The following is a 25771-nucleotide window of genomic DNA, read 5'->3' on the forward strand; positions in this document are numbered from 1 at the left end:
GGGCACGTTCATGTGAGAGCAGGCATTGTATGAATGCGCTGACAGGCGGCCTATGTGACACGACGCCGCACTGTGGAACGCGGCGCGCCGCGCATGGTCTTTCAGCGGCGCAGTCTGCGCCAGCCCACCACGACACCGCTGACCGACATCACAAGGCCCACGATCGACAGCAGCCACACCACGATGTCCCATGCCGGACGGTGCTGCGTCAGCGAGACGAAATCCCAGCTATGCGCCGCGTGATGCCACGCGCAGGACCGGAAACTTGCGTGTCTGGTGATGGCTGTTCCGCACGATCGGTGTCGCGCATGATCTCGCCGGGGCGCGGCACGTTGCCGCATGGCCCCCGGCGGCCACTGGCAAATCAGAACAGCACTTCGGCGACGTCGATCGACTCACGCGGGAAGATGTTCTGCCACACGCCGTTCTTCTTTTCGGCGGTCAGCGGCAGGGCGCCTTGCCACGCTTGCGTCAACGGGGCGTTCTCATAGCCCACGCGCAGCTTGTCGATGGCTTCGCGGTATTGCGCGGTGTTCCAGCTGCTCTTCGAGGCGCGCTGCAGGAAACCCGAGATCTTCTCCGGCGGGCTTACCACCTTGCAGTCGAACGCCACGCTGACGGCCAGCATGTTCTTCGGTACGTCTTGCGTGATCGGCTCGGACTTGCCGACCGTGCATACCGAACGCTTCTGCGCATCGCGCACGCTTTGCATCAGCTTTTCCACTGCCGGCACGAGCGCAGCCTTGTCTTTGTCGGAGAGCTTCACCTGCTCCAGCATCACCGGCGCCAGATCCTTGGCGTAGTCCTTGTCGGCCTGCACCGTGTCCGGGATGTTGATGAAGTCGCCATCGGCCTTGTTGGCCTTGCGCACCGGGCGCGTGTAGTCGTTAAGCGACTGCATGGCTGCCGTGTCCGAAAGAACCAGGGTTCGGAGGAACAGGTCCGTGACGGCCTCGGGCGTGGGCTTGGTGGCGGCGTGCGCGGTGCTGGCCACGGCCAGCGCGGCCACGGCGAGGGTGCGGAGGGACTTCGCTTTCATTGCTGCTTCCTGATGTGATGGCGCCTTGTGACGCCTTTGCTACGAGCGGACGGCGGGCCGTCCGGGCAGGGCGTCACGCATTGGCTGGCAACGCACCATGCGTGTGCATCATAGTTATCTTTATGCGCCACGTCTACGCTACAATATGGCGAAAACGCCATATTTATCACGGCTCTTCGGCGCTTTGGTTTTGGCGAATCAGCGTTAGGCTGCGGGGCTTTCCGTGGGCCGGGGCGATTCGCTCGGGCGCCAGGCCGTCTCCTCCGTTATGCCAATCAAGACCTTCACGCTTCCTCTCATTGCCGCCACATTCGCCGTGGCAGCCACGTTCGGCAATGCCGCACCGGCGCAGGCCAATCCGGCCACAGCCGCAGCAGCGGAGTATCTGCCCGCCAAGGCCGATTTCATCGGCAAGTGGAAAATCTACGGCGCAACGGTGCGTCCGCCATCCGATCTCGGTGCTCCCGCCACGCCGGAGCAGACGGCCGCCGCGTACACCGGGCAGCGGATGCTATTGAGTTTCTATCGGGCCTTCGACTACCTGGAGATCGACGCGGATGGCCGTTTCAACTTCCATCAGCCCGGAGACCAGACAGGGGACCGTTGCGTGTGGTGCGGCACGTGGTCGTTCCACAACGATTCGCTGTGGCTGGACCTGCCGAACGCGCCGCGCCTCGATATCTATGCGAAGGGCGGCAAGATGCAGATGACCTATACCTCGGAAATCGGCGAATCGTCGCGGTTCAAGTGGCAGGTCGTGGGCTGGGAGAAGGTCGGTCAGTAATGTTCAGACGCCTTGATAACGCGTATGCACCGCGAGCCGGTTGCTGATGGCCTGCAACCGCTCGCGCAGCGCCGCGTGCAGGTAGCGCACGGCGGGCGAAAACTGCCGCCGGTGCGGGCAGATCAGGTTTAGCGGTACCGGCTCTCCGGGCTGGTCCGGCAGCAGGAGTTCCAGCCGGCCCTGTTCCACGTCGTCGCAGACATCGATCCACGATTTGTAGGCGACGCCCCGTCCATCGATGGCCCAGCGGCGCGCAATTTCCGCGTCGTCGCATAGCAGCACACCTTTGACCGTGATCTGCCGGCGCATGCCGGCGGCCGGAAACGTCCATCGGTCGTAGACGCGGCCACCCAGCACGAATGGCAGGCACTGGTGCATCAGCAGGTCGTCCAGCGCAGCAGGCCGGCCATGCCGTTGCAGATACTCGGGCGACGCCACCAGCACGCGCCGGTTGTGCTCGGCCAGCGGCAACGCCACGTAGGTGGCGCCCTCATTCACGCCATAGCGGATGGCGATGTCCACGGGATCGCGGAACACATCGGTCACCTGGTCGGAGACCGACAACCGCAGCACCAGCTTAGGATGCGCCTCGCGGAACGCCGTGAGCATCGGCAACAGGACATTGCGGCCAAGGTCAGAGGGCGCGGCGATCTTGAGCGTGCCCTGCAGCGCCTTCTGCTCGCCATGCAGGCGGTCGCGGCCTTCTCTCAGCGTGGATAGCACTTCATCGGCATAAGGCAGGTACTGCTCGCCCTCGGCAGTCAGCCGCAGGCTGCGCGTGGAGCGCGCGAACAGCCGGATATCGAGTTCCTTCTCCAGCCGCTGGATGGCTGCACTGACCTGCCCAGGCAGCAGATCAGCCTCGCGCGCCGCATTGGAAAAACTGCCCAGCGCGGCGGTGCGCACGAAAAGCTGCAAGTCTTCGAGTCGGATCATTTTCACGCCAGAAGAGAAAGTCCTGCCCGATTCTCCCAGTTTTTAAATAACTCCGCAGTGGCGAAGATGCTGTCCATGCCTCGCATCCCATCTACCCGGCCCGGAGAATTTCAATGAAAGCCATTGTCTACAGCCAGCACGGCCTGCCCATTGCAGATCCCAAATCGCTTTACGAAGCCGAGATTGCCCGGCCCGAGCCCGGTTTGCGCGACTTGCTCGTGAAGATCCAGGCCATTTCCGTGAACCCGGTGGACACCAAGGTTCGTGCCGGTTCTCCCACCGATACCCCGCGCATCCTCGGCTGGGATGCCGTGGGTATCGTGGAAGCCATCGGTCCTGATGTCACACTGTTCCAGCCCGGCGACACCGTCTACTACGCCGGTTCGATCACGCGCCCCGGAGCCTATGCCGAGTATGGGCTGGTCGATGAGCGGATCGCCGGACGCAAACCGACGACGCTGTCGGATGCCGATGCCGCCGCGCTGCCGCTGACATCGCTTACCGCCTGGGAGCTGTTGTTCGATCGCCTCGGCGTGCCGGAAGGCGGCGGCGAGGGGGCTTCGCTGCTGATCGTCGGTGCGGCCGGTGGCGTGGGATCGATCCTGACGCAGCTTGCGCGCAAGCTGACCAAGCTGCGCGTGATCGGCACGGCCTCGCGTCCGGAGACCGAAGCATGGATCCGCGAACTCGGCGCGCATGACGTGATCGACCACACGCGGCCATTGCTCGAAGGGCTGCGTGCAATGGGCGCGCCGCAGGTGGAATACGTGGCCAGCCTGACCCATACCGACGACCACTATCCCCAGATCGTCGAGGCGCTGGCGCCGCAAGGCCGGCTTGGCGTGATCGATGACCCGAAGACGCTCGATGTGGTGCCGCTCAAGCGCAAGGCCGCCTCGCTGCATTGGGAACTGATGTTCACGCGCTCGCTGTTCGAGACGCCCGACATGGTGTGCCAGCACGAGATCCTGAATCGCGTGGCTGCGCTGGTGGACGAGGGCGTGCTGCGCACCACCATCGGCGAGCACTTCGGCACGATCAACGCCGAGAACCTGCGACGCGCCCATGCACTGATCGAAAGCAGCCGCGCTCGCGGCAAGATCGTGCTCGAAGGCTTCTGAGCCGCCGCGCCAATCCGGTAATCTCCCGCTTTTTTAGTTTCCATCCAGACAGGACGATCCATGGACTTCAACGACGCCGTACTTTCCCGCCATACCGTCAAGGCTTACGAAGGTGGCCGCAGCCTGCCGCAGGAGCAGGTGGACAAACTGCTGAACTGGCTGCATTTCAGCCCGTCCTCGGTCAACTCGCAGCCGTGGCATTTCGTGGTGGCATCGACGCCGGAAGGCCGCGAGCAGATCGCGAAGGCCACGACGGGTGGCTTTGCCTACAACCATCCGAAGGTCACCGATGCCTCGCACGTGATTGCGTTGTGCATGCGCGCCGATCTCGATGAAGCGCACCTGAATGCGGTACTGGCACAGGAGGCGATCGATGGCCGCTTCAAGGACGACGCCGCGCGTGCCGGCCAGGACAAGAGCCGCCGCGGCTATGTGGACCTGCACCGCTACGCACTGCGCGACGTACCGCAGTGGATGGAGAAGCAGGTCTACCTCGCACTGGGCGGGTTGCTGCTGGGCGCGGGCATGCTCGGTATCGATGCCACGCCGATGGAAGGCTTCGATGCTGCCGCGCTCGACGAGTCGCTGAAGCTGCGCGAACGCGGCCTCACCAGCGTGGTGCTGGTCTCGCTGGGCTATCGCAGCGAGAAGGACTTCAACGCCGGACTGCCGAAATCGCGCCTGCCGAAGGAAGCGGTCTTCACGCATATCTGAGGCGCCAGCCAAAGACGCTTCCCGCACAGAACTTGTGCGGGGCACGCCTCTTGGTAAGCCCACCCTATCCGAAAGGATAGGGGTGGATACGCAGGCGGTTGGGGTGGCTCTTCCTCATGTACAGCAGTCAGGAAGCGGCGCGGCGGATACGATGTTTCCCTGTTGTCGGGGCCGTCTTCGGGCGGTTTCAAGCCCGACTGAAACGTCCATCGATTCCTCGTGAGGAGCAGGCATGAGTCTCTGCGCAACGACCAAGTCCACATTCCTGGAAACCAGCCGCCGCTATCTGCTGACCGGCGCGATTGCCGGCACCATCGGCGGTGCCTTGACCGGCGCCCTGATGCTTGCCACGCCGCTCGGCGATGTGCTGCCTGGCAATATGGTTCAGGACGTGGCGTCGCGCGCCATCGATGCGATGTCCGGAGGCATTCTCGCCCGGCTATGATGGCGGTCTCCCACCCAGGCAGACCAGGAAACCATCGTGGCAAACCGCGAACATCACTACCGTGTCAACGTGCAGTGGACCGGTAACACCGGCTCGGGCACGTCTTCGTACCGCAGCTATCGTCGTGACTATGTGATCCGGGCCGGTGCCAAGCCGCCGATCGACGGTTCGTCCGATCCCGCTTTCCTTGGCGATCCAGCGCGCTGGAATCCAGAAGACCTGCTGGTGGCCTCCGCATCGGCCTGCCACAAGCTCTGGTATCTGCATCTCTGCGCGGAAGCCGGCATCGTCGTGCTGTCCTACGAGGACGAGGCGCACGGCACCATGCGCGAAGGCGAACGCGGCGCGTTCACCGGCATCGTGCTCCACCCGCGCGTGGTGATCCGTGCAGGCGACGACGTGGCACTGGCGACGCGCCTGCATCATGATGCGCACGACAAGTGCTACATCGCCAATTCGTTCAACTTCCCGGTCGACTGCGAGCCGACCATCGAGACGGCCTGACGTTCGTAGCCTGCCGCAGGGCGGCCCCGACACGTGCATCGTGCCGGGGCCGCCCTTGCCGTCGCCACGCCGGATCAGCAGCGATAGTCGCCGCCATCCCGGTCCAGCAGCCGCAGCAACGCTGTCCATTCGCGGTCCAGGTGGACCGTGTCGAGATAGGCGTAGTCATCGTGCTGCTTTGCCGCGTGCTCGCAGACTTCGGGTGAAGGGATCGTGACCTTCTGGCCCATGGACAGCGTCTGCACCTGGATCTCGCAGGCACGGTTCAGGTAGAACATGCGCGTGAACGCCTCGGCTACCGAGCGTCCCGTGGTCAGCAGGCCATGGTTGCGCAGGATCAGGTAGTTGGCATCGCGCATCGACGCCACGATGCGCGAGCGCTCGTCGAGATCCAGTGAAATCCCCTCGTAATCGTGATAGTTCACGCGGTTGTAGAACTGCATGCTGATCTGGTTCAGCGGCAGCAGTCCGCATTCCAGCGCGGCAACGGCCATGCCCGCATCGGTGTGCAGGTGTACCACGCACTCCACATCGTGACGGCTCTGGTGCAGGGCGCTATGGATCGTGAAGCCCGCGGCGTTGACCTCGAAGCGGTTGTCGCCGATGGGCCGGCCTTCCGTGTCGATCTTGACCAGGGCCGAGGCCGTGATCTCGTCGAAGAACCAGCCGTGGGGGTTGATCAGGAACTGGTCGGTCGTGCCCGGCACGCGCACCGAGATGTGCGTGTAGATCAGGTCCGTCAACTTGAACTTGGCGGCCAGCCGGTACGCGGCGGCCAACTGCACGCGTACCGCCCATTCCTCGTCGCCGATATTGAGCGGCTTGCGGTTGCGATGCGGATCGGTCGTGGAAATCATGATTTGGGTCCCTTCGTTATGCCAGCAGGGCAGTGATGACGATCTCGACGCGGTAGGCGGGGTCGGCCAGTTCCACCTTGCCGCAGCAGCGTGTGGGCGTTTCGCCAGGAGCCACCCAGGCGTCCCAGACCGCATTGAATCCGTCGAAATCGGCCATGTCGGCCAGCCAGATCTGCGCAGTCAGTGCGTGGCGTTTGGCCGTACCTGCCTCGGCCAGCAGGGCGTCCACCTTGGCCAGCGCCTGGCGCGCCTGCACGGCGATGTCGCCAGTCTTGTCGTCGGCTACCTGACCGGCCAGGAAGACCATGCCGTTGGCGATCACGGCGCGGCTGCGGCGATGGTTCTGGTCCAGGCGAGTGATGGGTGCGGTCGATGCGGAAGTACGGGTCATGGCGGCCTCAGGCTTGCGTCTTGACGATGCGGCGGCAGTGGTCCAGCGCGGCGCCGATCAGGTTGTTGTTGGCTTCGGGCGTCCGGAATGCCGAATGGGCGGACAGCGTGACATTGGGCAGGGTGGTCAGCACGTGGCCGGCGGGCATCGGTTCCACCGTGAAGACGTCGAGCCCGGCATGGGCGAGCTTGCCGCTCTCCAGCGCCGCGATCATGGCGGCCTCATCCACCAGCGCACCGCGCGCCGTGTTGACGAGGATGGCGCCATCGCGCATCGACGCGATCCGCTCCGCGGTGATCAGGCCACGCGTTTCGTCCGTCAGCAGCAGGTGCAGCGAGACCACATCGCTCTGCGCCAGCAGGGAATCCAGCTCGACAAACTCCACGCCGTCGTGGGTCTTCGGCGTGCGGTTCCATGCGATGACACGCATGCCGATGCCGCGCGCCAGCCGCGCCAGTTCCTGCGCGATACCCCCGAAGCCCACCAGACCCAGCGTCTTGCCCGTCAGTTGCAGGGCGTCCGAGCGCAACCAGTTGCCGGCGCGCATCTCGCGATCCATGCGCCCGAAATTTCGCGCCGCTGCCCACATCAGCCCGAACGCGCACTCGGCCACGGCCGTGTCGCCATAGCCCTTGATCGTATGCACGGTGATGCCGATGTCCGCGAGCTCCTCGGGGTTCATGTAGCTGCGCGGGCCGGTGCCCAGGAACACCACGTGCTTCAGTCCCTCGCACTGCCGGGCAATGTCGGTGGGCAGGTGCGTGTGATCGACGATGGCGATGGGCGCGCCGGCCAGCGCTGCGGGCAGCTCGGCGGGGGTGATGTTGGGCTGGCGGTTGATGGTCAGCGGCAGATCATCGGCCCGGTGCAGGCGTGAAGACACTTCCGACAGTGTGGGATTGGCGTCGACGAATACGGCGCGCCATGCACCAGTATCGGTCGAGGGATTTTCGGAAACAGTGCGGGAAGCGACGGCGGAAAGGGTGAAAGTCATTGTTTCTGCTCGGCAATGAATGGTTGGCAGGGCGGCGATATCCGGGTGTACCCGGGGTGTGCGATTTTTGCGCTGATTCGGTGCCGATGACCCAGAACAGGGATTCATTCTCGGTGCAACGGTGAAGCGCAGCATAACGCTTTACAGAATACAGATCAATAATTAAAGTCTGTATACAGGACGGAGTGCAGGGCCGGAGCGATTGCCCCGGTCTCCACCGTGCCCCCCACCACCTGCCTTGGAGCGTTACCATGACGTTGCACCGACTTGCCTCGATTCCCGCCTCCCTGCTTGCTTTCCCGCTCATTTTTCCGCTCGGCTTGCCACTGATGCTCGGGTCTGCCGCTGCCTCCGCGCAAGACACCGCTGCGTGGCCGCAGAGCACCATCGCCATCGTCAGCGGCTTCCCTGGCGGTGCCGCCACAGACATCTACGCGCGCAAGCTGGGTGCCGAACTGACCCGGGAGTACAACGTGCCGGTGATTTCGGATAATCGACCGGGTGCCGGAGGGAATATCGCCTCCAGCCTGGTCGCGCAGGCAAAGCCGGATGGTTATACCTTCCTGTTGGGAACGGCCGGCACGCACGCCATTAATCCAGCCCTATATTCGAAGTTGCAATTCGATGTGGTGAATGATTTTTCGCGAATTGCATTATTGGGAACGCTGCCCAATATCCTGCTGGTGAATCCGGAAAAGCATCCCGAGATCAAGACCTGCCAGGATCTGCTGAATGCGGCGCGCAAGGAGCCGGGCAAGCTGAACTACGCGTCTACCGGCAACGGCGCTTCGGGCCATCTGGCCGGCACCCAGTTCGCCACAGCCTCCAAGACCAGCTACATGCACATTCCGTACAAGGGGCAGGGGCCGGCGATGACGGCATTGCTTTCGGGCGAGGTCGATTTCTTCTTCAACCAGAGTTCGCCCAGCCTGGGCGCGATCCAGTCGGGCAAGGTCCGGGCGCTGGCGGTGACGTCGGCCCAGCGCGTCAGCGTGCTGCCGAATGTGCCGACTGTGGCGGAAGCCTGCAACCTGCCGGGCTTCGAGAGCACCACGTGGTACGGGCTGCTGGGGCCGGCCAAACTGCCTGCCGATATCCAGAGCCGCATGTCCAAGTCGGTGTTGCGGATCATCAATGAGGACAGTTTCCGGCAATGGCTGGTCAGCCAGGCAATCCAGCCGATTGCGGACGGCGGCCCCGTCAATTTCAAGCGCGTGCAGGTGGCCGATATGAAATCGTGGGCCCGCATCGTCAAGGATTCCGGCGCCCATATCGATTAATGGTTGTTGCACCGGCACGATTTGTATTCAGGCCGGTGCACAGCTGCGGATGCAGGGGCGGGATTCAGGTATATTCCAGCCTTTCTCCGGCCGCCCGACGGGCGCCGGAGCGCTGGAAAACCAGATACAGGAATCGATAACGTGGCAACCGCGGCAACCGACAGCATCGTCGAGCAGGTGTATGACAAGCTCAAGCTGATGAGCGTGGGCTATGAGTTCAAGCCCGGCGAGCGCCTTAACGAAGGCGTGCTGGCCAGTGCCCTGGGCGTCAGCCGCACGCCGCTGCGCGAGGCGCTGACCCGCCTGACCATGGAAGGACTGCTGCGGTTCTCGCCCGGCAAGGGGTTCTTCTGCCGCGACCTCGACGCGCAGGAAGTGTTCTCGCTCTACGAGATGCGCAAGATCGTGGAGACCGAGGCGCTCCGGCTGGCCATCGAGCGTGCAAAGGACGAGGAAATCGATGCGCTGCTGGCCTTCCTTGAAAGCACCGGCCCGGAGCCGGGGGATCGCAGCGTGGAAGAACTCGTCAGGCTCGACGAGACCTTCCACGAGGGGCTGATGGCGATGTCAGGCAACCAGGAGATGCTCCGGGTGCTCAAGAATATCAACGCTCGCATCCGCTTCGTGCGTTGGATCGACATGGAACGCTGCGACCGGCGCGTGAGCCAGAACGACCACCGCGACATCCTGCTCGGTCTCAAGGCTCGCGACCCCGAGCGCTGCATCCCGATCCTCACGCGCCATATCAGCCGGCGCTATGACGAAATCTCCGCTGCGCTCAAGGAAGGGCTGGCACAGATCTACATGGGCTGATCTGGCCGGGCGGCTGACGCTTACCCCTGCCGCAGCAGGTCGGCAGCCCGCTCCGCGATCATGATGGTCGGCGCATTGGTGTTGCCGCCGATCAGCGTGGGCATCACCGATGCATCCACCACACGCAGTCCCGCCACGCCGTGCACGCGTAGTTGCGGATCGACCACTGCCATCGCATCGACCCCCATCTTGCAGGTGCCCACCGGGTGATAGATCGTGTCGGCATTCCCGCGCACGAAATCGCGAATCGCCTGGTCGTCGCCTTCTCCGGGGCCGAGCACTGCGTCAAGCGGATCGGCGCCTGATCGATCCCCCAGCGCGGCCTGCGCAAAGATGCGCCGCATCAGCTTCACGCCCGCCACCATGCCGTCGAGGTCCGATGGCGCGGAGAGGAATCGCGGATCGATCAGCGGGGTCTCGCGCATGTCCGCCGATTGCAGCCGCACCGTGCCCCGGCTCTCGGGGCGCAGCACGCAGGCATGGCACGAGTAGCCGTGACCCGGCCGGCCATTGCCCTTGCCGTTACGGAAGACTTCCGAATTGCCGAGCAGCGCTGGCGCGAAGTGAAGCTGCAGGTCGGGCGCGGCAAGCTCCGGACGCGTCTTGACGAACGCGCCAGCCTCTGCCACCGGCGAGGCCAGCATGCCCGTGCGGCGCCAGCGGTAGCGCATCACCTCTCCCGCCATGCGCGCCACGCCGCGCAGCGAATAGCCGTACAGGTGCCACGACGCCACGGGTTTTCCGATGATCACATCGAGGTGGTCCTGCAGGTTCTCGCCCACGCCGGGCAGGTCGTGCACCACGTCGATGCCGAGGCTGCGTAGGTGATCTCCCGGCCCGATGCCCGAGGCCATCAGCAACTGCGGCGAATGGAACGCACCGGCGCTCACGATGACCTCGCGCCGCGCCCGCAGCGTCTGCCGCAGGCCGTCACGCACGATCTCCACGCCCACCGCGCGCTTGCCCTCGAACACGATGCGCAGCGCCTGGGTATCCACCATCACGTCGAGATTCGCGCGCCCCGCGTTGTAGCCGGCGTCGGCACGATTGCCACGATGCAGATAGGCGCGCGCCGCATTCCATCGCTCGCCGTTGTATTGCGTGGCCTGATACAGCCCCACGCCTTCCTGTTCGGCGCCATTGAAATCGTTGTTGAGCGGCAGCCCGGCCTGCGCGGCAGCCTGCACGAAGCGGCGCGAAAATGGATTCGGCGTGCGCAAGTCGCTCACGTGCAGCGGTCCGCTGCCGCCGTGCCAGGCATCGTCGCGCCCCGCGTTGCGCTGGTTGCATTCGCTGCGGCGGAAGTAGGGCAGCACTGCGTCATAGCCCCAGCCTTCCGCCCCCAGTTCGGCCCAGCGGTCGTAGTCGCTGCGATGCCCACGCACGTAGAGCATCGCGTTGATCGAGGAACTACCGCCCAGCCCGCGCCCGCGCGGCTGGTACGAAGGCCGGCCGTTGAGTCCCGCCTGCGGCACGGTGCGCAGGCCATAGTTGCGCGGTCCGGCATTGGGAACGGTGCGGGCAATGGCCAGCGGCGTCCAGACACTGGGATGATGATCGTGCGGCCCGGTTTCGAGCAAGGCCACGGTCTGGCCGGGTTGGTCAGCCAACCGGCCCGCCAGCGCGCAGCCCGCCGAACCGGCGCCGATGACGATGTAGTCGAACGTTGTCTCGCGCATGAGTTCTGTCTCCTCCCGCTGTTCTTATTTCTGATAGCCGTGCGGCGTCACCAGGTTGAAGCTGCTGTCGAACGTGTCGAGCATGCCGAACAAGCCTGCCACGGCCTGCGGGTTGCCGTCGATCCGGATTGCGCCCGACTGGATGGCCTGCGGCAGCGTCAGTTGCTTCAGGCTGATCTGATCGAGCGTGACCTTGGTGAGCGTGACCGTGGCGGTAGGCTGCGTGTGCTGGGCTTCGGACACATAGGTCAGGGCGCTGTTGCGCAGCGTCATCGCATAGCGCTGGCCCAGATCCGTGAATTGCCAGTTCAGCGTCATCGTCTTGCCGGCGGCCTTGTCCGCATTGAGCCGGACGGCGAGGAAATCGAAGAAGTTCTGCACCGTCAGTGCGCGCACCAGATCGGACGAACTTGTGGCACCTTGCGTGGACTTGCGCACGCCGTCGCGCAGTTCCTGCGCGCCGCTCAGATAGATGTTGCGCCACGTGGCGTTCTCGCTCTGGTAGCCGAGCTGTTCGAGCGCATCGGCCTGCAGCGCGCGCGCGGCCTCGTTCGATGGATCGGCAAACACAAGTTCGTTGCCGATCTGCGCCACCCAGCGGTACTCGCCGCGCGCGAAGGCATCGCGCAGCTTGCCCAGCACGGCATCGGCACCGCCCATCCACTCGATGGTCTTCTTCGCGGCGGATTCGGGCGGCAGCGGGTTCAGGTGCGCCGGGTTGCCATCGTAGAAGCCCAGGTAGCGCTGGTACACGGCGCGGACGTTGTGGCTCACCGAGCCGTAGTAGTCCCGCGCATACCACTTGCTGGCGAGCGGCTGCGGCAGGGTCTTCAGTTGATCCGCGATCTCAAGGGGCGAGTAGCCGAGATTCATCAACCGCAATGTCTGATCGTTCAGATACGCGTACATGTCGCGCTGGTCGGACAGCAACTCGACGATATTTGCACGGCCCCAGGTTGGCCAATGGTGCTGGCCGATCAGCACATCGGTGCGGTCGCCGTAGCGCAGCAGCGACTGCGCCAGGAAGTACGACCAGCCCTTGGCGTCGCGCACCTGTGCGCCACGCAGCGTCAGCAGGTTGTGCTGGGTGCGCACGGCGTTCTCGGCGATGCACAGGGTGCGGAACTGCGGCAGGTAGATGTTCATCTCTGCCGGCGCCTCGGTGCCCGGTGTCAGCTGAAACTCGATGTCCACGCCGTCGATGCGGCGCGTCTCGATCGGTTTCTCGATCAACGAAGTGGGCGCGATCAGCGTCATCGTGCCGCGTGCCAGGGCCTTCCCCAGTCCGGTATCCACCTGGCCCGTTGCGCTCTTCGGCAGGTTGGTGCCATACATGTACTGCGCGCGACGACTCATGGCAGTGCCGGCCAGCACGTTCTCGCTGACTGCTTCGTCCATGAAGCCGTGCGGGGCGAGGATGGCGACCTTGCCTGATTTGACATCGGCATCGCTGACGATGCCCCGTACGCCGCCGAAGTGATCGGCGTGGCTGTGGGTGTAGATCACCGCGACGATGGGCTTGCGCGGGCGGTGCGCATAGTAGAGATCAAGCGCGGCGCGGGCCGTCTCGGCGGTCAGCAGCGTGTCGATGACGATCAGTCCCGTGTCGCCTTCGATGATGTTCATGTTGGCCAGGTCGTTGCCACGGATCTGATAAACGCGATCGGTGACTTTGAACAGGCCCGCTTCATTGTTCAGTTGTGCCAGTCGCCAGAGGCTGGGATTGACCGTGTCTGGTGCATCGGCGGCGGACTCGAAGGCATAGGCGTCGAAATCCCATGCGACGCTGCCATCTGCGGCCTTGATCGTGCGTTCGGGAAAGCGCGCCACCAGCCCGCGCTTCGCATCTTCATAGTCGGCCCGGTCCGAGAACGGCAGCTTGCGCAGCCATTCGGCATTCGACTGTGCGGTCAGGGGAGTGGCCGGCTTGGGCGCGGCGGAGACACTCATCGCGGTAAGCAAGGCGGTAACCAGCAGGGCGGGGCGAGCGAAGCGCATGGAAATCAGTCTCGGATTGGACGAAGCGTCTATTGGAAGCGTGTCACACCTATAATTCAATTGCAAAGTTTGTATTGCAGTGATGCATGGAGTGCATACGTGAATCTGAAGAGGCTCGAACATCTGGTGGCGGTGGCCGAGGAAGGCTCACTCGCGGCTGCGGCACGGCGCGTGCATCTGAGCCAGCCGGCGCTCACCCGCAGCATCCAGGCACTGGAGGAGGAGGCTGGCGCCGTGCTGCTCGACCGAGGCGCGCGCGGCGTCACGCTGACTACCGTGGGGCGTATGGTGACCGAACGCGCGCGGCGCATCCTGTTTGAATCGGGCTGCCTGGCCCGTGACCTTGCTTTGGTGCGCCAGCACGAGATCGGCAGCGTACAGATCGGCCTGGGCGCCTTCCCGGCCGCCATCCTGCTGCCCGAACTGCTCGGTGCCCTGCATCGGCAATGGCCGAAACTGCGTATCGCCACCGAGGTCAGCCACCCGCGTGCGTTGCTGGATGCGCTCTACGCGGAGCAGGTCGATTTCGTCGTGATCGAGCACAGCACGATCCCGACCGCCGCCGAGCTGGAAGTGGTGCGCCTGCCAGCCGGCCCCGGCGGCGTCTTCGTCCGCGCCGGCCATCCGCTGGCCAGCGCGCCTGTGGATCTTGCGACGTTACGCGCCTCGGCGCTCGTCTCCGTCGTCTTTCCGCCGGAAACCCATGAACGCCTGCGCAAGCTACTGCGCTGCAAGCCCGGCGAAGACCTCCCGTTCCAGGTGGAAAGCAACGACTTCCGCGCTCTGACCCATCTTGTGCGCGACGCCGACGCGCTGCTGCTGGCCCCCGCCCGGGCGGTACGTGAAGAACTGGAGGCAGGGCGCCTCGTGCCGCTCGATATTGCCGAACTCCGTGACATCCCGATGCAGTTCGCTGTCGTTTGGCTGACCCAGCGGACGCTGTCGCCAGCGGCGGAAAGGGCGGTGGGGGTGATTTTGGAGGTGGCGGGGGATGGTGTTTCGCAGTGAACGGGTTGACGAGTTCCCAATCTATATTCGGGGTCAACTACTAACCGGAGCCGATTGTGCCCGCAGAGCTAGACCCTGACAGCGACTGGCAAACGTCCTCATTGCTGAGGATTCTCGCCCTTGGACAACTGCAGATCAATCGGCGCCAGTTTTCCGGAATTCAGGACGTGTTCGCAGAATTGGATGAATTGGATCGCCGGGACAAGTCCAATAGTTTGTCGAATACACATCCTGCCAAATGAAGAAGCGCCCAAACGGGGCGCTTCTTCATTCGGCAAACAAACTACCAAACCGCTTACTCTTCCACCGCCGTACCGACGATGTTGTAGCCGCCATCGACATACGTGATCTCGCCGGTCACGCCGCTGGCCAGGTCCGACAGCAGGAAGGCGGCCACGTTGCCGACTTCCTCGATCGTGACGTTACGGCGCATCGGGGCCACGTCTTCGAAGTGCTTCAGCAGCTTGCCGAAATCCTTGATGCCCGAGGCGGCCAGCGTCTTGATCGGGCCGGCCGAGATGCCGTTGGCGCGCATGCCCTTGGGACCCACGGCCGATGCCAGGTAGCGGACGCTGGCTTCCAGCGATGCCTTGGCCAGGCCCATCGTGTTGTAGTTGGGAACCACGCGCTCGGCGCCGAGGTACGTCAGCGTGAGCAGCGATGCCTTGTCGTTCAGCAGCGGCATGGCGGCCTTGGCCATGGCCGGGAAGCTGTAGGCCGAGATGTCATGGGCGATGCGGAAGCCTTCGCGCGACAGGCCGTCGAGGAAGTCGCCGGCGATGGCTTCGCGCGGCGCGAAGCCGATCGAATGCACCAAACCGTCGAATTTATCCCAGCGTTGCCCCAATGCGGCGAACGTGGCGGCGATCTGCTCGTCGCTGCCGACGTCGCAGTCATAGATCATGTCGGAACCGAATTCCTTGGCGAAGTCCGTGATGCGGTCCTTGAACCGTTCGCCCACGTACGTGAAGGCCAGTTCGGCGCCTTCGCGCTTGCATGCCGAGGCGATGCCGTAGGCAATCGAACGGTTGGAAAGCAAGCCCGTGATCAGGATCCGCTTACCTGCCAGAAATCCCATAGAAACTCCATGATTGGTTGTGTGGACGGGCATGTTTTGTGCACCGGGCCGTGGCCTGGTGCATCGGCGGGAATCATTGCCCGCATTTTGTTGCGCCGCGTAGAGGGAATGTCCGGATGGCTGGTCGCCAACCGAACGCATGTAAAATTGTCGCACAACTTCGCCCGGCCACAAGCCGTCGGGCTGTCTCGGGCACTGTGGAGGTCTGCAACCGGATGCTGATTCATGCACGTTGGCCGCGTTGGGCGGCAGGGCGGTGCTTCCGTCGACGCGCGGCGATGCAGTGGGGTCTGGCGCTTTCGATCATGGCTACGGGTTTTCCCGTATCGGTTCATGCCGGTCATGGCTTCGCGCTGCATGGCGACCTCAAGTATCAAGCCGATTTCTCGCATTTCGACTACGTCAATCCGACGGCGCCCCAGGGCGGCACGCTGACGCTTGCCAATCCGGACCGCCGCACCAGTTTCGACAAGTTCAACCCGTTCACACTCAAGGGCACGGCCGCGCCGGGCCTGACCTCGCTGATGTTCGAAACGCTGCTGATCAGCAGCGCGGATGAATCGGCCAGCGCCTATGGCCTGCTGGCCAACGACGTGACGGTGGCGCCAGACCAGCTTTCGGTCACGTTCCAGATCCGTCCCGAGGCGCGCTTCAATAATGGCGATCCCGTGCTGGCCGCCGACGTCAAGTATTCCTACGACATGCTGATGAGCAAGTCCGCCAGCCCGGGCTACCGCAGCATGTGCTCGGACGTGAAAGCCGTGGTGGTAACCGGCGAGCGTTCCGTACGGTTTGACTTCAAGCAGCGGAATGCCGAGTTGCCGCTGATCGTGGGGCAATTGCCGATCTTCTCGAAGAAATGGACGGCCAAGGTACCGTTCGAGAAGGTCACGTTCGAAGAGCCTGTGGCCAGCGGCCCCTACCGGATCGAGCGATTCGACGCCGGGCGCGGCATCATTTTCCAGCGCAATCCGGCCTATTGGGGCGCAAAGCTGGCCGTGCGCAAAGGCACGTTCAACTTCAATCGCGTGGTCTACCGGCTCTACAAGGACGAGACCGCCCGGCTCGAGGCATTCAAGGCCGGCGAGTTCGATGCGATCGTCGAATATCGCTCCAAGAACTGGGCCAAGAGCTATGTCGGCAAGCGGTTCCGTGACGGCAGCCTGATCAAGACCGAGTTTCCGCACCGGAACGGCGCCGGGATGCAGGGCTTCGTCATGAATATGCGCAAGCCGATTTTCCAGGACGTGAACGTACGCCGGGCGCTGATCCTCGCGCTCGACTTCGAATGGCTGAACCGCCAGTTGTTCTACGGCGCTTATCGGCGGCTCGACAGCTGGTTCTCCAACAGTGACCTGGCCGCGAGCATCACGTTCGACGGCAAGCCGGGCCCTGGCGAGCTGAAGCTGCTGGAACCACTGCGTCACGAACTGCCGCCGGAAGTGTTTGGCGTGGATGTGGTGCAGCCCACCACCAATCCGCCGCGCTCGTTGCGTGACAACCTTCGCGACGCGCGGCGCCTGCTGGCGCAGGCCGGCTGGACCTACGCCGACGGCGCGCTGCGCAACGCCAAGGGCGAACCGCTCGTCTTCGAATTCCTTGACGATGGCGGTGCGATGAGCCGCGTGATCACCGCCTACGTGCGGAACCTGGAGAAGCTCGGCATCCAGGTGCACCAGCGCACCACGGACTTTGCGCTGTACCAGAAGCGGCTGGAAGATTTCGATTTCGACATGGTGTCGATTCGCTTTCCGGACTCCCAAAGCCCGGGCAACGAACTGCGCGACCGCTTTACGGCCGAGGCGGCCGGCACGCCGGGTTCGGACAACCTGTTCGGGCTCAAGTCTCCGGCGGTGGACAAGCTGGTGGACGCCGTGCTGCACGCCGAATCGCGCGATGACCTGATCGTGGCGGGCCGGGCACTCGACCGTGTGCTGATGCATGGGTACTACATCGTGCCGAACTGGTACAGTGCGTCCCACCGTGTGTCGTACCGCAAGGAGCTGTCCTACCCGACGCGCCTGCCGTATTTCTACACCGCGGAGGGCTGGATTCTCTCCAACTGGTGGCGCAGCGACCTCGCGCCCAAGACGCAGTAAGGACACCGAAGGCCAATGCTTGCCTATCTGCTGAAGCGAATCCTGCTGATGATCCCCACGTTGGTAGGGGTCATCACGCTGACGTTCATCGTGATCCAGTTCGTGCCGGGCGGTCCGGTCGAGCAGATGATGATGGAGATGAAGGGCCGTGGCGGCGCCGCGGAAGCCAGCGGCGGCGGGGCGGAATACCGCGGCCGGCGTGGCGTGGACCCCGAGAAGATCAAGGAAATCCAGGCGCTCTACGGCTTCGACAAGCCGCCGCTCGAACGCTATTTCATGATGCTCAAGCGCTTTGCCCAGTTCGACCTGGGCCAGAGCTATTTCCAGCACCGCAGCGTCTGGGAACTGGTGAAGTCGAAAATGCCGGTATCCATCAGCCTGGGGCTGTGGACTTTTTTCCTGACCTACCTGATATCGGTGCCGCTCGGCATCTCGAAAGCGATCCGGGCGGGCACGCGCTTCGATGTCATCAGTACGATGATCGTGCTGGTGGGCTACGCGATTCCCGGCTTCGTGCTGGGTGTGCTGCTGCTGGTGCTGTTCGGTGGCGGCACGTTCCTGCAATGGTTCCCGTTGCGCGGCCTGACCTCGGACAACTGGGAACAGCTTTCGCTGATGGGCAAGGTCATGGACTACCTGTGGCACCTGGTCATGCCGATCACGGCGTCGGTGGTCGGCAGCTTCGCGGTGGTGACGATGCTGACCAAGAACGCGTTTCTCGAGGAAATCCGCAAGCAGTACGTGCTGACGGCACGGGCCAAGGGCCTGTCCGAACGGCGCGTACTGTGGAAGCACGTGTTCCGCAATGCACTGATTCCGCTGGTCACCGGATTTCCTGCGGCGTTCATTGGCGCCTTTTTCACGGGTTCGCTGCTGATCGAGACGCTGTTCTCGCTCGATGGCCTGGGCCTGCTCTCCTATGAAGCCGTGCTGCGCCGCGATTATCCGGTGGTACTCGGCACGTTGTACCTGTTCACGCTGATCGGCCTGGTGACGCGCCTGATTTCCGATGTCTGCTACGTGATGGTGGACCCCCGCATTCATTTCGAGGGGATGCACCGATGAGATTCCGCGCCAAAGCCGCGGCAGGTGTCCCGAACCTGCCGCACTCGCTCTCGCCACGCCAGCGCGCCTGGCAGCGGTTTCGCCGTAACCGGCTGGGGTACTGGAGTTTGGTGCTATTCGTGATCCTGTTCGTTCTGAGCATGGGCGCCGAACTGCTGTCGAGCGATCGTCCGCTGATGGTTCGCTACAAGGGCGAGTACTACTTTCCGATCGTCAAGGTCTACTCCGAAACCACGTTCGACGGTGACTTTCCCACGCCCGCCGACTACCTCGATCCGTTCATCCGCGACCGGATCACGAGCAACGGCAACTTCGCGATCTTCCCGCCGAACCGGTATTCCTACGACTCGCTGAACTACTTCGCCAAGGAGCCGAACCCGGCGCCCCCGTCGGCAGAGAACTGGCTCGGCACCGACGACCGGGGCCGGGACGTGCTGGCCCGGCTGCTGTATGGCTTCCGCGTCTCGGTACTGTTCGGGCTGGCATTGACGGTCATCGGCGTGCTGGTCGGCACGCTCACGGGCGCCTTGATGGGTTTCTTCGGGGGCCGCTTCGACCTGGTTTCCCAGCGTGCCATCGAGATCTGGAGCTCCATGCCGGAGCTCTACCTGCTGATCATCTTCGCCTCGATTTTCGAACCAAGCCTGGCGCTGCTGGTCATCCTGCTTTCGCTGTTCGGGTGGATGGGCCTGTCGGATTACGTGCGTGCCGAGTTCTACCGCAACCGCTCGCTGGACTACGTCAAGGCGGCCCGCGCGCTGGGACTCTCCAACGTACAGATCATGTGGCGCCATATCCTGCCCAACAGCCTGACGCCCGTGATCACGTTCCTGCCGTTCCGCATGAGCGCGGCCATCCTGGCGCTGACCAGTCTCGACTTCCTCGGCCTGGGCGTGCCGCCAACCACGCCGAGCCTGGGCGAACTCCTGGCGCAGGGCAAGGCCAATCTCGATGCGTGGTGGATCTCGCTGTCGACCTTCGCAGTGCTGGTCGTGACGCTGCTGCTGCTGACCTTCATGGGAGATGCCCTGCGCGATGCGTTCGACACCCGCCTGGGCCTGGCGCAATTGCGGGGTCGCGTGGATCCCAAGGTGCCGGCCGGCAGTCCCGCTGCGGAGGCCACGCCATGAGTGCCGTGACGCCGCTGTTCGATGAATCCGTGGCGCCCCCGGCGCCCGGTACGCAACTGATGTGCGTGGATCGCCTGTCGGTGACGTTCGGCGAGGGAGAGCACGCCACGCGCGCCGTGCGCGAGGTGAGTTTCGATCTGCGCGCCGGCGAGCGCTATGCACTGGTTGGCGAATCGGGCTCGGGAAAGACCGTCACCGCGCTGGCCATGCTGCGGCTGGTTGGCGATGCGCAGTACCACGGAGCGATCCGCTTCGAAGGCAAGGACCTGCTCCAGGTGTCCGATCGCGAGATGCGCGGCATCCGTGGGTCGGAAATCGCGATGATCTTCCAGGAGCCGATGACGGCGCTAAACCCGCTCTATACCATCGGCAACCAGATCGTGGAAACGCTGGCGCTGCATGAGGGGCTGGACCGGCGTGCTGCGCGTGCCCGGGCCATCGCGTTGCTGGAGCGCACAGGTATCAGCGACGCTGCGAATCGCTTCAACAGTTTTCCGCACCAGCTTTCGGGCGGGCAGCGGCAGCGGGCGATGATCGCCATGGCGCTGGCCTGCCGCCCCAAGCTGCTGCTGGCCGATGAGCCGACGACCGCGCTCGACGTGACCATCCGCGCCCAGATCCTCGACCTGCTGCGCAGCCTGCAGGCGGAGTTCGGCATGGCCGTGATGTTGATCACCCATGACCTCAACATGGTGCGGGCATTTGCCCAGCGCGTGGGCGTGATGGAGAAAGGCGTGCTTGTGGAAACTGGCGAAACCGCCGAGGTCTTCGCCAATCCACGCCATCCGTACACACGCAAGCTGATCGATAGCCGGCCGAAGCGCGAAGTCTTGCCGCTCGTGCCGCTCGCTCCCGTGCTGCTGGAAACCGACGCGCTGTGTGTCAACTACCAGAAGAAGAAGCCCGGATTTGCCGGCTGGTTCGGCAAGGAAGCCTTTGCGGCGGTCAAAGACGTCACGCTGCAACTGCGTGAAGGCGAGACTGTGGGCATCGTCGGCGAATCGGGTTCGGGAAAGACCACGCTGGCCCATGCGGTGCTGGCGTTGCAGCGCAAGAGCGGCGGGGCGATCCAGTTTCTGGGGCGCAGCTTCGACGCCTGCTCCACGAAGGAGCGCAGCGCGTTGCGTTCGCGCATGCAGGTGGTCTTTCAAGATCCGTTCGGATCGCTCTCGCCGCGCATGACGATCGAGCAGATCGTGGGCGAGGGCCTGGCCCTGCATCAGCCGGGACTGTCGCCGGAAGCCACGCGAGAACGTGTGATCGAAGCGTTGCGCGAAGTCGGTCTCGACCGAACGGCGCTGGGACGCTACCCGCATGAGTTCTCGGGCGGCCAGCGCCAGCGCATCGCCATCGCACGTGTGCTGATTCTGAAACCGCAGGTTCTGGTGCTCGATGAGCCGACTTCGGCACTGGACGTATCGATCCAGCAGCAGGTGCTGGCGCTGCTTTCTCAACTCCAGCACAAGTACAACCTCAGCTATCTGTTCATCAGCCACGACCTGGCCGTGATTCGTGCGATGGCGCACCGAGTCATCGTGATGAAAAACGGTGAAGTGGTGGAATCCGGTGAAACGGATACGGTGCTTGGTGCGCCGCAGCATCCGTATACGCGCAAGCTGATGGCTGCAGCACAACTTGGCGCACCGGGATGATGTGATCGCAGGGTCTTGTTTAACGGTCGTGTCACATGGATTCTTTATAGCGAATCCGAGAAACAAGATGACTTTTTTGCGCTAGTTCGTTGATTTGCTAGTCTTTTGCGGGGAATTTGTAACCAACTTTGACACGTCAAGGTGGGTACTTTAGTATCCTGCGATAAGTTTTGTCGGGGGTGGTTCGTCCGCCGCATGCAGGCCTTGGGGAAGGCCGGAGTTGCACGCGGCTGGTGCAGTCCAGTTGGCGTACTTCTTGCGTACGTTCCGCCCTGATGTTTTCACGCTGTCCGGCTATGTCTGACAAGCCGGTCAGATTTGTCCGATCATCAGGAGAGCCAATGCAAACGGTACTTCATTCGCTGGCGCGTGCCGCTATCGGAATTGCCATTGCCTGCGGCGCGACTGTGTCGAATGGAGTGCTGGCGGATACGGTCTTCAAGGACCCCGACTCCCGGATCGAAGCGCGTGCCGACCAGGCCGCCGATCATCCGGAACACAAGCGTGGCTTGTTGTCGTCGGTCATGAATTCCACCAGCAACGTTGCCAGCAAGGCTGGCGACCTGGTTGTGAATGCGCTGGGCCTGATTGGTGTGCGTTACCGCTTCGGCGGCAACAGCCCCGAATCGGGCCTGGATTGCAGCGGCTTCGTCCGCTACGTGTTCAACGACACCTTCGGCTTCATGTTGCCGCGCCGATCTGTTGAAATGAGCCAGGTGGGCACCACCGTGGTGGCCAACGAACTGCGTCCGGGCGATCTCGTGTTCTTCAACACGATGCGCCACACCTTCTCGCACGTCGGCATCTATATTGGCGACAACAAGTTCGTGCATGCGCCGTCCACCGGCAGCAAGATCCGCGTGGATGACATGCGGGCCTCGTACTGGGTGACGCGTTACAACGGCGCCCGCCGCATCGACGATTCGGCACGTGGCTCGGTGGACAACACGGGCAGCATGATCGAGACGCTCAAACGTTTCGATCCAAATGCCCAGGGCCGCTCGATGCTTGTGGGTGGCTGACCGGATCCCCGATCTGGTTCCAACAAAAAGGACTGCCTTGGCAGTCCTTTTTGTTTGTCGCGCTAACTGCTACCCGCCGCTACCGTCAGGAGGGTGACACTGGCTGTCGGCTCGGTTGACGCTTTTTGTCAGCGTTGTGGTCGAGGTGACAACAATCGCGAGACGTCCCAGGAAGTCAGGGGGCGGCGCCGATTGTCGCCACGGGGCGGTTGCGCGCCTGTGCGAGCTTGTCTTTCAGCGTGGCCAGCACTGCTGCCGTGGCCTGTTCGCCAGCAAGGATCGCCCGGTTGCGCGATGCAAAGTCGCTGCCACCCATATCGGGCAGGTCAGGGCGGATCACCACGTCAGCGCGTGCCAAAGACATCTTGTTGATCGAGTTGCCCATGATGGCGGTGGTCTGCAGCAGCACGCCGCTCTGACCATTGTTCTTCTGGCTCGACGGATCGGCCGAGATGTTGACGGCGATAACGAAGTCAGCGCCCATCTCGCGGGCCGAATCTACCGGCACGGGCTCCACCAGGCCGCCATCGACATAGTCCTGACCACCAATGGAAACCGGCTGGAATACACCGGGGACGCTGCTCGATGCGCGCACGGCCTGCCCGGTATTGCCGCGCCGGAACAGGATGCGCTCGCCGGTCTTGAGGTTGGTTGCCACGATGCCCAGCGGCAACTTCATCGACTCGATCGGCCGATTCTTGACCAGCCGGTTGACGTAGTTCTGTAGCGCCTCTCCCTTGAGCCAGCCGCCGAACTTGGTGCCAAACGGCAGCGCCCAGTCGGCAATCGCCGCCTCGTCCATCGTCAGCGCCAGCTTGTTGAGTTCGAAGCCATTCATGCCCGTGGCATACAGGGCGGCGACCACGGACCCGGCACTCGTGCCCGTGACGATCTCGGGATGGATGCCCTGGGCCTCCAGCGCCTTGATGACACCGATATGGGCAAAGCCGCGCGCGGCGCCGCCGCCCAGTGCCAGGCCGATGCGAATCGGGCGCGGCGGGGCGACGGGCGGTACTGTTGCGATAGGCGGGACCGTCGGTGCGGGTTTGGGGCCGAACGAGCAGGCCGCCAGTAGCAAGGTCGCCGAGGCGCCCAGGAAGTTTCGTCGTTGCATCTGGAATGGGAGGCTGGGAAGTGACGCGTCGGGCATTGCGGATGCCGACGAGTCTGAGACCGGTGGCAGGATAAATGATTCCAGGGCCGATGGGTGCGCTGCGCGCGGATGGCGGTAGGGGAGGCGTATAATGCGTCATCCAGCGAAATCCGGCCTGCGCGCACCCGTGCGCGGGCCTTTTTGTTTCTCCCCGACCATGACACAACGCGTCCGCACCCGCTTTGCGCCGAGCCCGACCGGCTTCATCCACCTCGGCAATATCCGCTCCGCGCTCTATCCGTGGGCTTTCGCCCGCCGCATGAAAGGCGACTTCATCCTGCGCATCGAAGACACCGATGTGGAGCGCTCCTCCGAGGAAGCGGTTGACGTGATCCTGGAAGGCATGGCCTGGCTCGACCTCGATATCGATGAAGGCCCGTTCTACCAGATGCAGCGCATGGACCGTTATCGCGCGGTGGTGCAGCAGATGGTGGACAGCGACATGGCCTACCGTTGCTACATGAGCACCGAGGAACTCGACGCGCTGCGCGAAGCCCAGCGTGCCGCGGGCGAGAAGCCGCGCTACAACGGTTTCTGGCGTCCGGAACCAGGCAAGACGCTGCCCGAGCCGCCCGCCGGCGTGCAGCCCGTGATCCGCTTCAAGAACCCGATCGGTGGCAGCGTGGTGTGGGACGACGCCGTGAAGGGCCGCATCGAGATTTCGAACGACGAACTCGATGACCTGGTGATCGCGCGCCCGGATGGCACGCCCACCTACAACTTCTGTGTCGTCGTCGATGACCTCGATATGAAGATCACGCACGTGATCCGGGGCGACGACCACGTCAATAACACGCCGCGCCAGATCAACATCATCCGTGCGCTCGGCGGCGAGGTGCCCGTCTATGCCCACCTGCCTACGGTGCTGAACGAGCAGGGCGAGAAGATGAGCAAGCGTCATGGCGCGATGCCGGTGACCGGTTACCGTGATGAAGGGTTTTTGCCCGAGGCCGTGCTGAACTACCTGGCACGCTTGGGCTGGGCACACGGCGATGCCGAGATTTTCTCGCGCGAGCAATTCGTCGAGTGGTTCGACCTGGAGCATCTCGGCAAGTCGCCAGCGCAGTACAACCCGGAAAAGCTCGCCTGGTTGAACAACCACTACATCAAGACGGGCGACAACGCGCGTCTGGCGGACCTGACGCGCCCGTTTATCGAGGCCGAGGGTGGCAAGGTGGAAGGCGCCGATCTGGTCGGTGTGATCGCACTGGTCAAGGACCGCGCCAATACGCTCAAGGAGGTGGCTCAGGCCGCGATGCTGTTCTATCGTGGCGAGCCCCAACCCGACGCCGCTCTTAAGGCCGAGCACCTCGCAGACGAGATCCGGCCCGCGGTGCAGGCACTGGCGACGCAGTTGGGTGCGCTGACCGAGTGGAAGCGCGAGGCCATCAGCGCCACGTTCAAGGCCGTACTCGCGGAGTTCGGTCTCAAGATGCCCAAGCTTGCAATGCCTGTGCGTCTGCTGGTGGTGGGGCAGTTGCAGACCCCGGCCATTGATGCTGTGCTGGAACTGATCGGTCGCGATACGGTGCTGCGCCGGCTGGCCGCTGGATAAAAAGTGCGGAAAAGTCTCGGCGGGGGCTTGCGCTCAGGCCGGGACTTCAGCATAATCTCGTTCTCCCTGCTGCACGGCGCAAGTCAAGCAGCCCGGTTGAAAAACAGGAAAAAGGGACTTGCAAAATGCGGTGACTGATTTATAATCGCCGCTTCGCTGAAACGCAGTTAGTAAGTAACAAAGCGGTCGGCGGCAAGCAGTAGCAAGGCAGTAACTATTGGGGCTATAGCTCAGCTGGGAGAGCGCTTGCATGGCATGCAAGAGGTCAGCGGTTCGATCCCGCTTAGCTCCACCAAAGTTTCTGTCCCCTTCGTCTAGAGGCCTAGGACATCACCCTTTCACGGTGAGTACAGGGGTTCGAATCCCCTAGGGGACGCCAAACATTGGACGTAATCACTCGTCCAGTTGGCTGTCCGGAGCGAAGCTCCAGATAGCAACCAACAACGGAGCGGTA

At 63.5% G+C, this 25771-nt stretch carries 24 protein-coding genes and 2 tRNA genes; 17 read left to right on the top strand and 9 right to left on the bottom strand.

Annotation, left to right across the window (positions count from 1 at the left end):
• The first annotated feature begins 54 nt into the window (after positions 1–54).
• The gene (locus ABDB81_RS17440) at positions 55–243 is read left to right on the top strand and encodes a hypothetical protein (RefSeq protein ID WP_160472631.1); all 189 of its coding nucleotides are present in this window, start codon (positions 55–57) and stop codon (positions 241–243) included.
• A 121-nt stretch (positions 244–364) separates the two neighbouring features.
• On the opposite strand, the gene ABDB81_RS17445 is transcribed toward ABDB81_RS17440, so the two are convergent.
• The gene (locus ABDB81_RS17445) at positions 365–1039 is read right to left on the bottom strand and encodes a hypothetical protein (protein WP_137926077.1); all 675 of its coding nucleotides are present in this window, start codon (positions 1037–1039) and stop codon (positions 365–367) included.
• A 268-nt stretch (positions 1040–1307) separates the two neighbouring features.
• On the opposite strand from ABDB81_RS17445, the gene ABDB81_RS17450 reads away from it, so the two are divergent.
• Positions 1308–1823 (top strand): hypothetical protein, encoded by a 516-nt coding sequence (locus tag ABDB81_RS17450; protein ID WP_137926076.1) that lies wholly within the window; start codon positions 1308–1310, stop codon positions 1821–1823.
• Positions 1824–1826: 3 nt separating this feature from the next.
• Here ABDB81_RS17450 and ABDB81_RS17455 read toward each other — a convergent pair whose 3' ends face one another.
• Complete coding sequence (locus ABDB81_RS17455; RefSeq protein ID WP_160472628.1) at positions 1827–2759, bottom strand: LysR family transcriptional regulator; 933 nt, start codon at positions 2757–2759, stop codon at positions 1827–1829.
• A gap of 113 nt (positions 2760–2872) precedes the next feature.
• On the opposite strand from ABDB81_RS17455, the gene ABDB81_RS17460 reads away from it, so the two are divergent.
• The 4 genes from ABDB81_RS17460 (at position 2873) to ABDB81_RS17475 (ending at position 5543) form a co-directional block, all read left to right on the top strand.
• Positions 2873–3880: a zinc-binding alcohol dehydrogenase family protein gene (locus ABDB81_RS17460; protein ID WP_346812413.1), complete on the top strand. Its 1008-nt coding sequence runs from the start codon at positions 2873–2875 to the stop codon at positions 3878–3880.
• A 60-nt stretch (positions 3881–3940) separates the two neighbouring features.
• On the top strand, positions 3941–4594 hold the full coding sequence (gene nfsB, locus ABDB81_RS17465; RefSeq protein ID WP_346812415.1) for an oxygen-insensitive NAD(P)H nitroreductase: 654 nt from the start codon (positions 3941–3943) through the stop codon (positions 4592–4594).
• Positions 4595–4826: 232 nt separating this feature from the next.
• Positions 4827–5039, top strand: coding sequence for a hypothetical protein (locus ABDB81_RS17470; RefSeq protein ID WP_137926072.1), 213 nt, complete (start codon positions 4827–4829; stop codon positions 5037–5039).
• A 36-nt stretch (positions 5040–5075) separates the two neighbouring features.
• Positions 5076–5543 carry an OsmC family protein gene (locus tag ABDB81_RS17475; RefSeq protein ID WP_137926071.1) on the top strand — a complete coding sequence of 156 codons (468 nt, stop codon included), beginning with the start codon at positions 5076–5078 and terminating at the stop codon, positions 5541–5543.
• 74 nt (positions 5544–5617) lie between these two features.
• Here ABDB81_RS17475 and ABDB81_RS17480 read toward each other — a convergent pair whose 3' ends face one another.
• From ABDB81_RS17480 to ABDB81_RS17490, 3 genes are read right to left on the bottom strand one after another with little or no spacing between them, the layout of a single operon-like run.
• Positions 5618–6400 carry a class II aldolase/adducin family protein gene (locus ABDB81_RS17480; RefSeq protein WP_137926070.1) on the bottom strand — a complete coding sequence of 261 codons (783 nt, stop codon included), beginning with the start codon at positions 6398–6400 and terminating at the stop codon, positions 5618–5620.
• 16 nt (positions 6401–6416) lie between these two features.
• The gene (locus ABDB81_RS17485; protein ID WP_346812420.1) at positions 6417–6791 is read right to left on the bottom strand and encodes a RidA family protein; all 375 of its coding nucleotides are present in this window, start codon (positions 6789–6791) and stop codon (positions 6417–6419) included.
• A gap of 7 nt (positions 6792–6798) precedes the next feature.
• A complete protein-coding gene (locus tag ABDB81_RS17490) occupies positions 6799–7785 on the bottom strand; it encodes an NAD(P)-dependent oxidoreductase (RefSeq protein ID WP_346812423.1) in 987 nt (328 codons plus the stop codon).
• Positions 7786–8036: 251 nt separating this feature from the next.
• Between ABDB81_RS17490 and ABDB81_RS17495 the strand changes: the two genes are divergently transcribed.
• On the top strand, positions 8037–9065 hold the full coding sequence (locus ABDB81_RS17495; RefSeq protein ID WP_237380118.1) for a tripartite tricarboxylate transporter substrate-binding protein: 1029 nt from the start codon (positions 8037–8039) through the stop codon (positions 9063–9065).
• A 141-nt stretch (positions 9066–9206) separates the two neighbouring features.
• Entirely contained in the window at positions 9207–9878 is a 672-nt protein-coding gene (locus ABDB81_RS17500) for a GntR family transcriptional regulator (protein ID WP_160472623.1), read from the top strand.
• Positions 9879–9898: 20 nt separating this feature from the next.
• Here the strand turns inward: ABDB81_RS17500 and ABDB81_RS17505 are convergent, their stop codons facing one another.
• Positions 9899–11557 (bottom strand): GMC family oxidoreductase N-terminal domain-containing protein, encoded by a 1659-nt coding sequence (locus tag ABDB81_RS17505; protein WP_137926066.1) that lies wholly within the window; start codon positions 11555–11557, stop codon positions 9899–9901.
• Positions 11558–11581: 24 nt separating this feature from the next.
• Positions 11582–13555: an alkyl sulfatase dimerization domain-containing protein gene (locus tag ABDB81_RS17510; protein ID WP_346812429.1), complete on the bottom strand. Its 1974-nt coding sequence runs from the start codon at positions 13553–13555 to the stop codon at positions 11582–11584.
• 99 nt (positions 13556–13654) lie between these two features.
• Here ABDB81_RS17510 and ABDB81_RS17515 point away from each other — a divergent pair, with 99 nt between their 5' ends.
• Complete coding sequence (locus ABDB81_RS17515) at positions 13655–14563, top strand: LysR family transcriptional regulator (RefSeq protein ID WP_346812432.1); 909 nt, start codon at positions 13655–13657, stop codon at positions 14561–14563.
• Positions 14564–14858: 295 nt separating this feature from the next.
• Here the strand turns inward: ABDB81_RS17515 and fabI are convergent, their stop codons facing one another.
• The gene (gene fabI / locus ABDB81_RS17520; protein WP_137926063.1) at positions 14859–15641 is read right to left on the bottom strand and encodes an enoyl-ACP reductase FabI; all 783 of its coding nucleotides are present in this window, start codon (positions 15639–15641) and stop codon (positions 14859–14861) included.
• A 215-nt stretch (positions 15642–15856) separates the two neighbouring features.
• Here fabI and ABDB81_RS17525 point away from each other — a divergent pair, with 215 nt between their 5' ends.
• The 5 genes from ABDB81_RS17525 (at position 15857) to ABDB81_RS17545 (ending at position 22609) form a co-directional block, all read left to right on the top strand.
• Positions 15857–17740, top strand: a complete 1884-nt coding sequence (locus tag ABDB81_RS17525) for an extracellular solute-binding protein (protein ID WP_137926062.1) — start codon at positions 15857–15859, stop codon at positions 17738–17740.
• A gap of 15 nt (positions 17741–17755) precedes the next feature.
• Positions 17756–18805 (top strand): microcin C ABC transporter permease YejB, encoded by a 1050-nt coding sequence (gene yejB / locus ABDB81_RS17530; protein ID WP_137926061.1) that lies wholly within the window; start codon positions 17756–17758, stop codon positions 18803–18805.
• A complete protein-coding gene (locus ABDB81_RS17535; protein WP_137926060.1) occupies positions 18802–19935 on the top strand; it encodes an ABC transporter permease in 1134 nt (377 codons plus the stop codon). The genes yejB and ABDB81_RS17535 overlap by 4 nt, the downstream gene beginning before the upstream one ends.
• Positions 19932–21587, top strand: coding sequence for an ABC transporter ATP-binding protein (locus ABDB81_RS17540; protein ID WP_137926059.1), 1656 nt, complete (start codon positions 19932–19934; stop codon positions 21585–21587). Before ABDB81_RS17535 ends, ABDB81_RS17540 begins: the two co-directional genes overlap by 4 nt.
• Positions 21588–21928: 341 nt before the next feature.
• Positions 21929–22609 (top strand): C40 family peptidase, encoded by a 681-nt coding sequence (locus ABDB81_RS17545; protein ID WP_137926058.1) that lies wholly within the window; start codon positions 21929–21931, stop codon positions 22607–22609.
• A 175-nt stretch (positions 22610–22784) separates the two neighbouring features.
• Here the strand turns inward: ABDB81_RS17545 and ABDB81_RS17550 are convergent, their stop codons facing one another.
• Positions 22785–23723 carry a patatin-like phospholipase family protein gene (locus ABDB81_RS17550; protein WP_346812441.1) on the bottom strand — a complete coding sequence of 313 codons (939 nt, stop codon included), beginning with the start codon at positions 23721–23723 and terminating at the stop codon, positions 22785–22787.
• Positions 23724–23919: 196 nt separating this feature from the next.
• Between ABDB81_RS17550 and gltX the strand changes: the two genes are divergently transcribed.
• The 3 genes from gltX to ABDB81_RS17565 all read left to right on the top strand — a co-directional run bounded on the left by gltX (position 23920) and on the right by ABDB81_RS17565 (position 25696).
• Entirely contained in the window at positions 23920–25317 is a 1398-nt protein-coding gene (gene gltX / locus ABDB81_RS17555) for a glutamate--tRNA ligase (protein WP_137926056.1), read from the top strand.
• A gap of 219 nt (positions 25318–25536) precedes the next feature.
• Positions 25537–25612, top strand: a tRNA-Ala gene (locus tag ABDB81_RS17560).
• Positions 25613–25620: 8 nt separating this feature from the next.
• Positions 25621–25696: transfer RNA gene (locus ABDB81_RS17565), tRNA-Glu, on the top strand.
• Positions 25697–25771: the final 75 nt, after the last annotated feature.

Origin of the sequence: Cupriavidus sp. DL-D2, assembly GCF_039710735.1 — a bacterium.
GTDB lineage: Bacteria > Pseudomonadota > Gammaproteobacteria > Burkholderiales > Burkholderiaceae > Cupriavidus.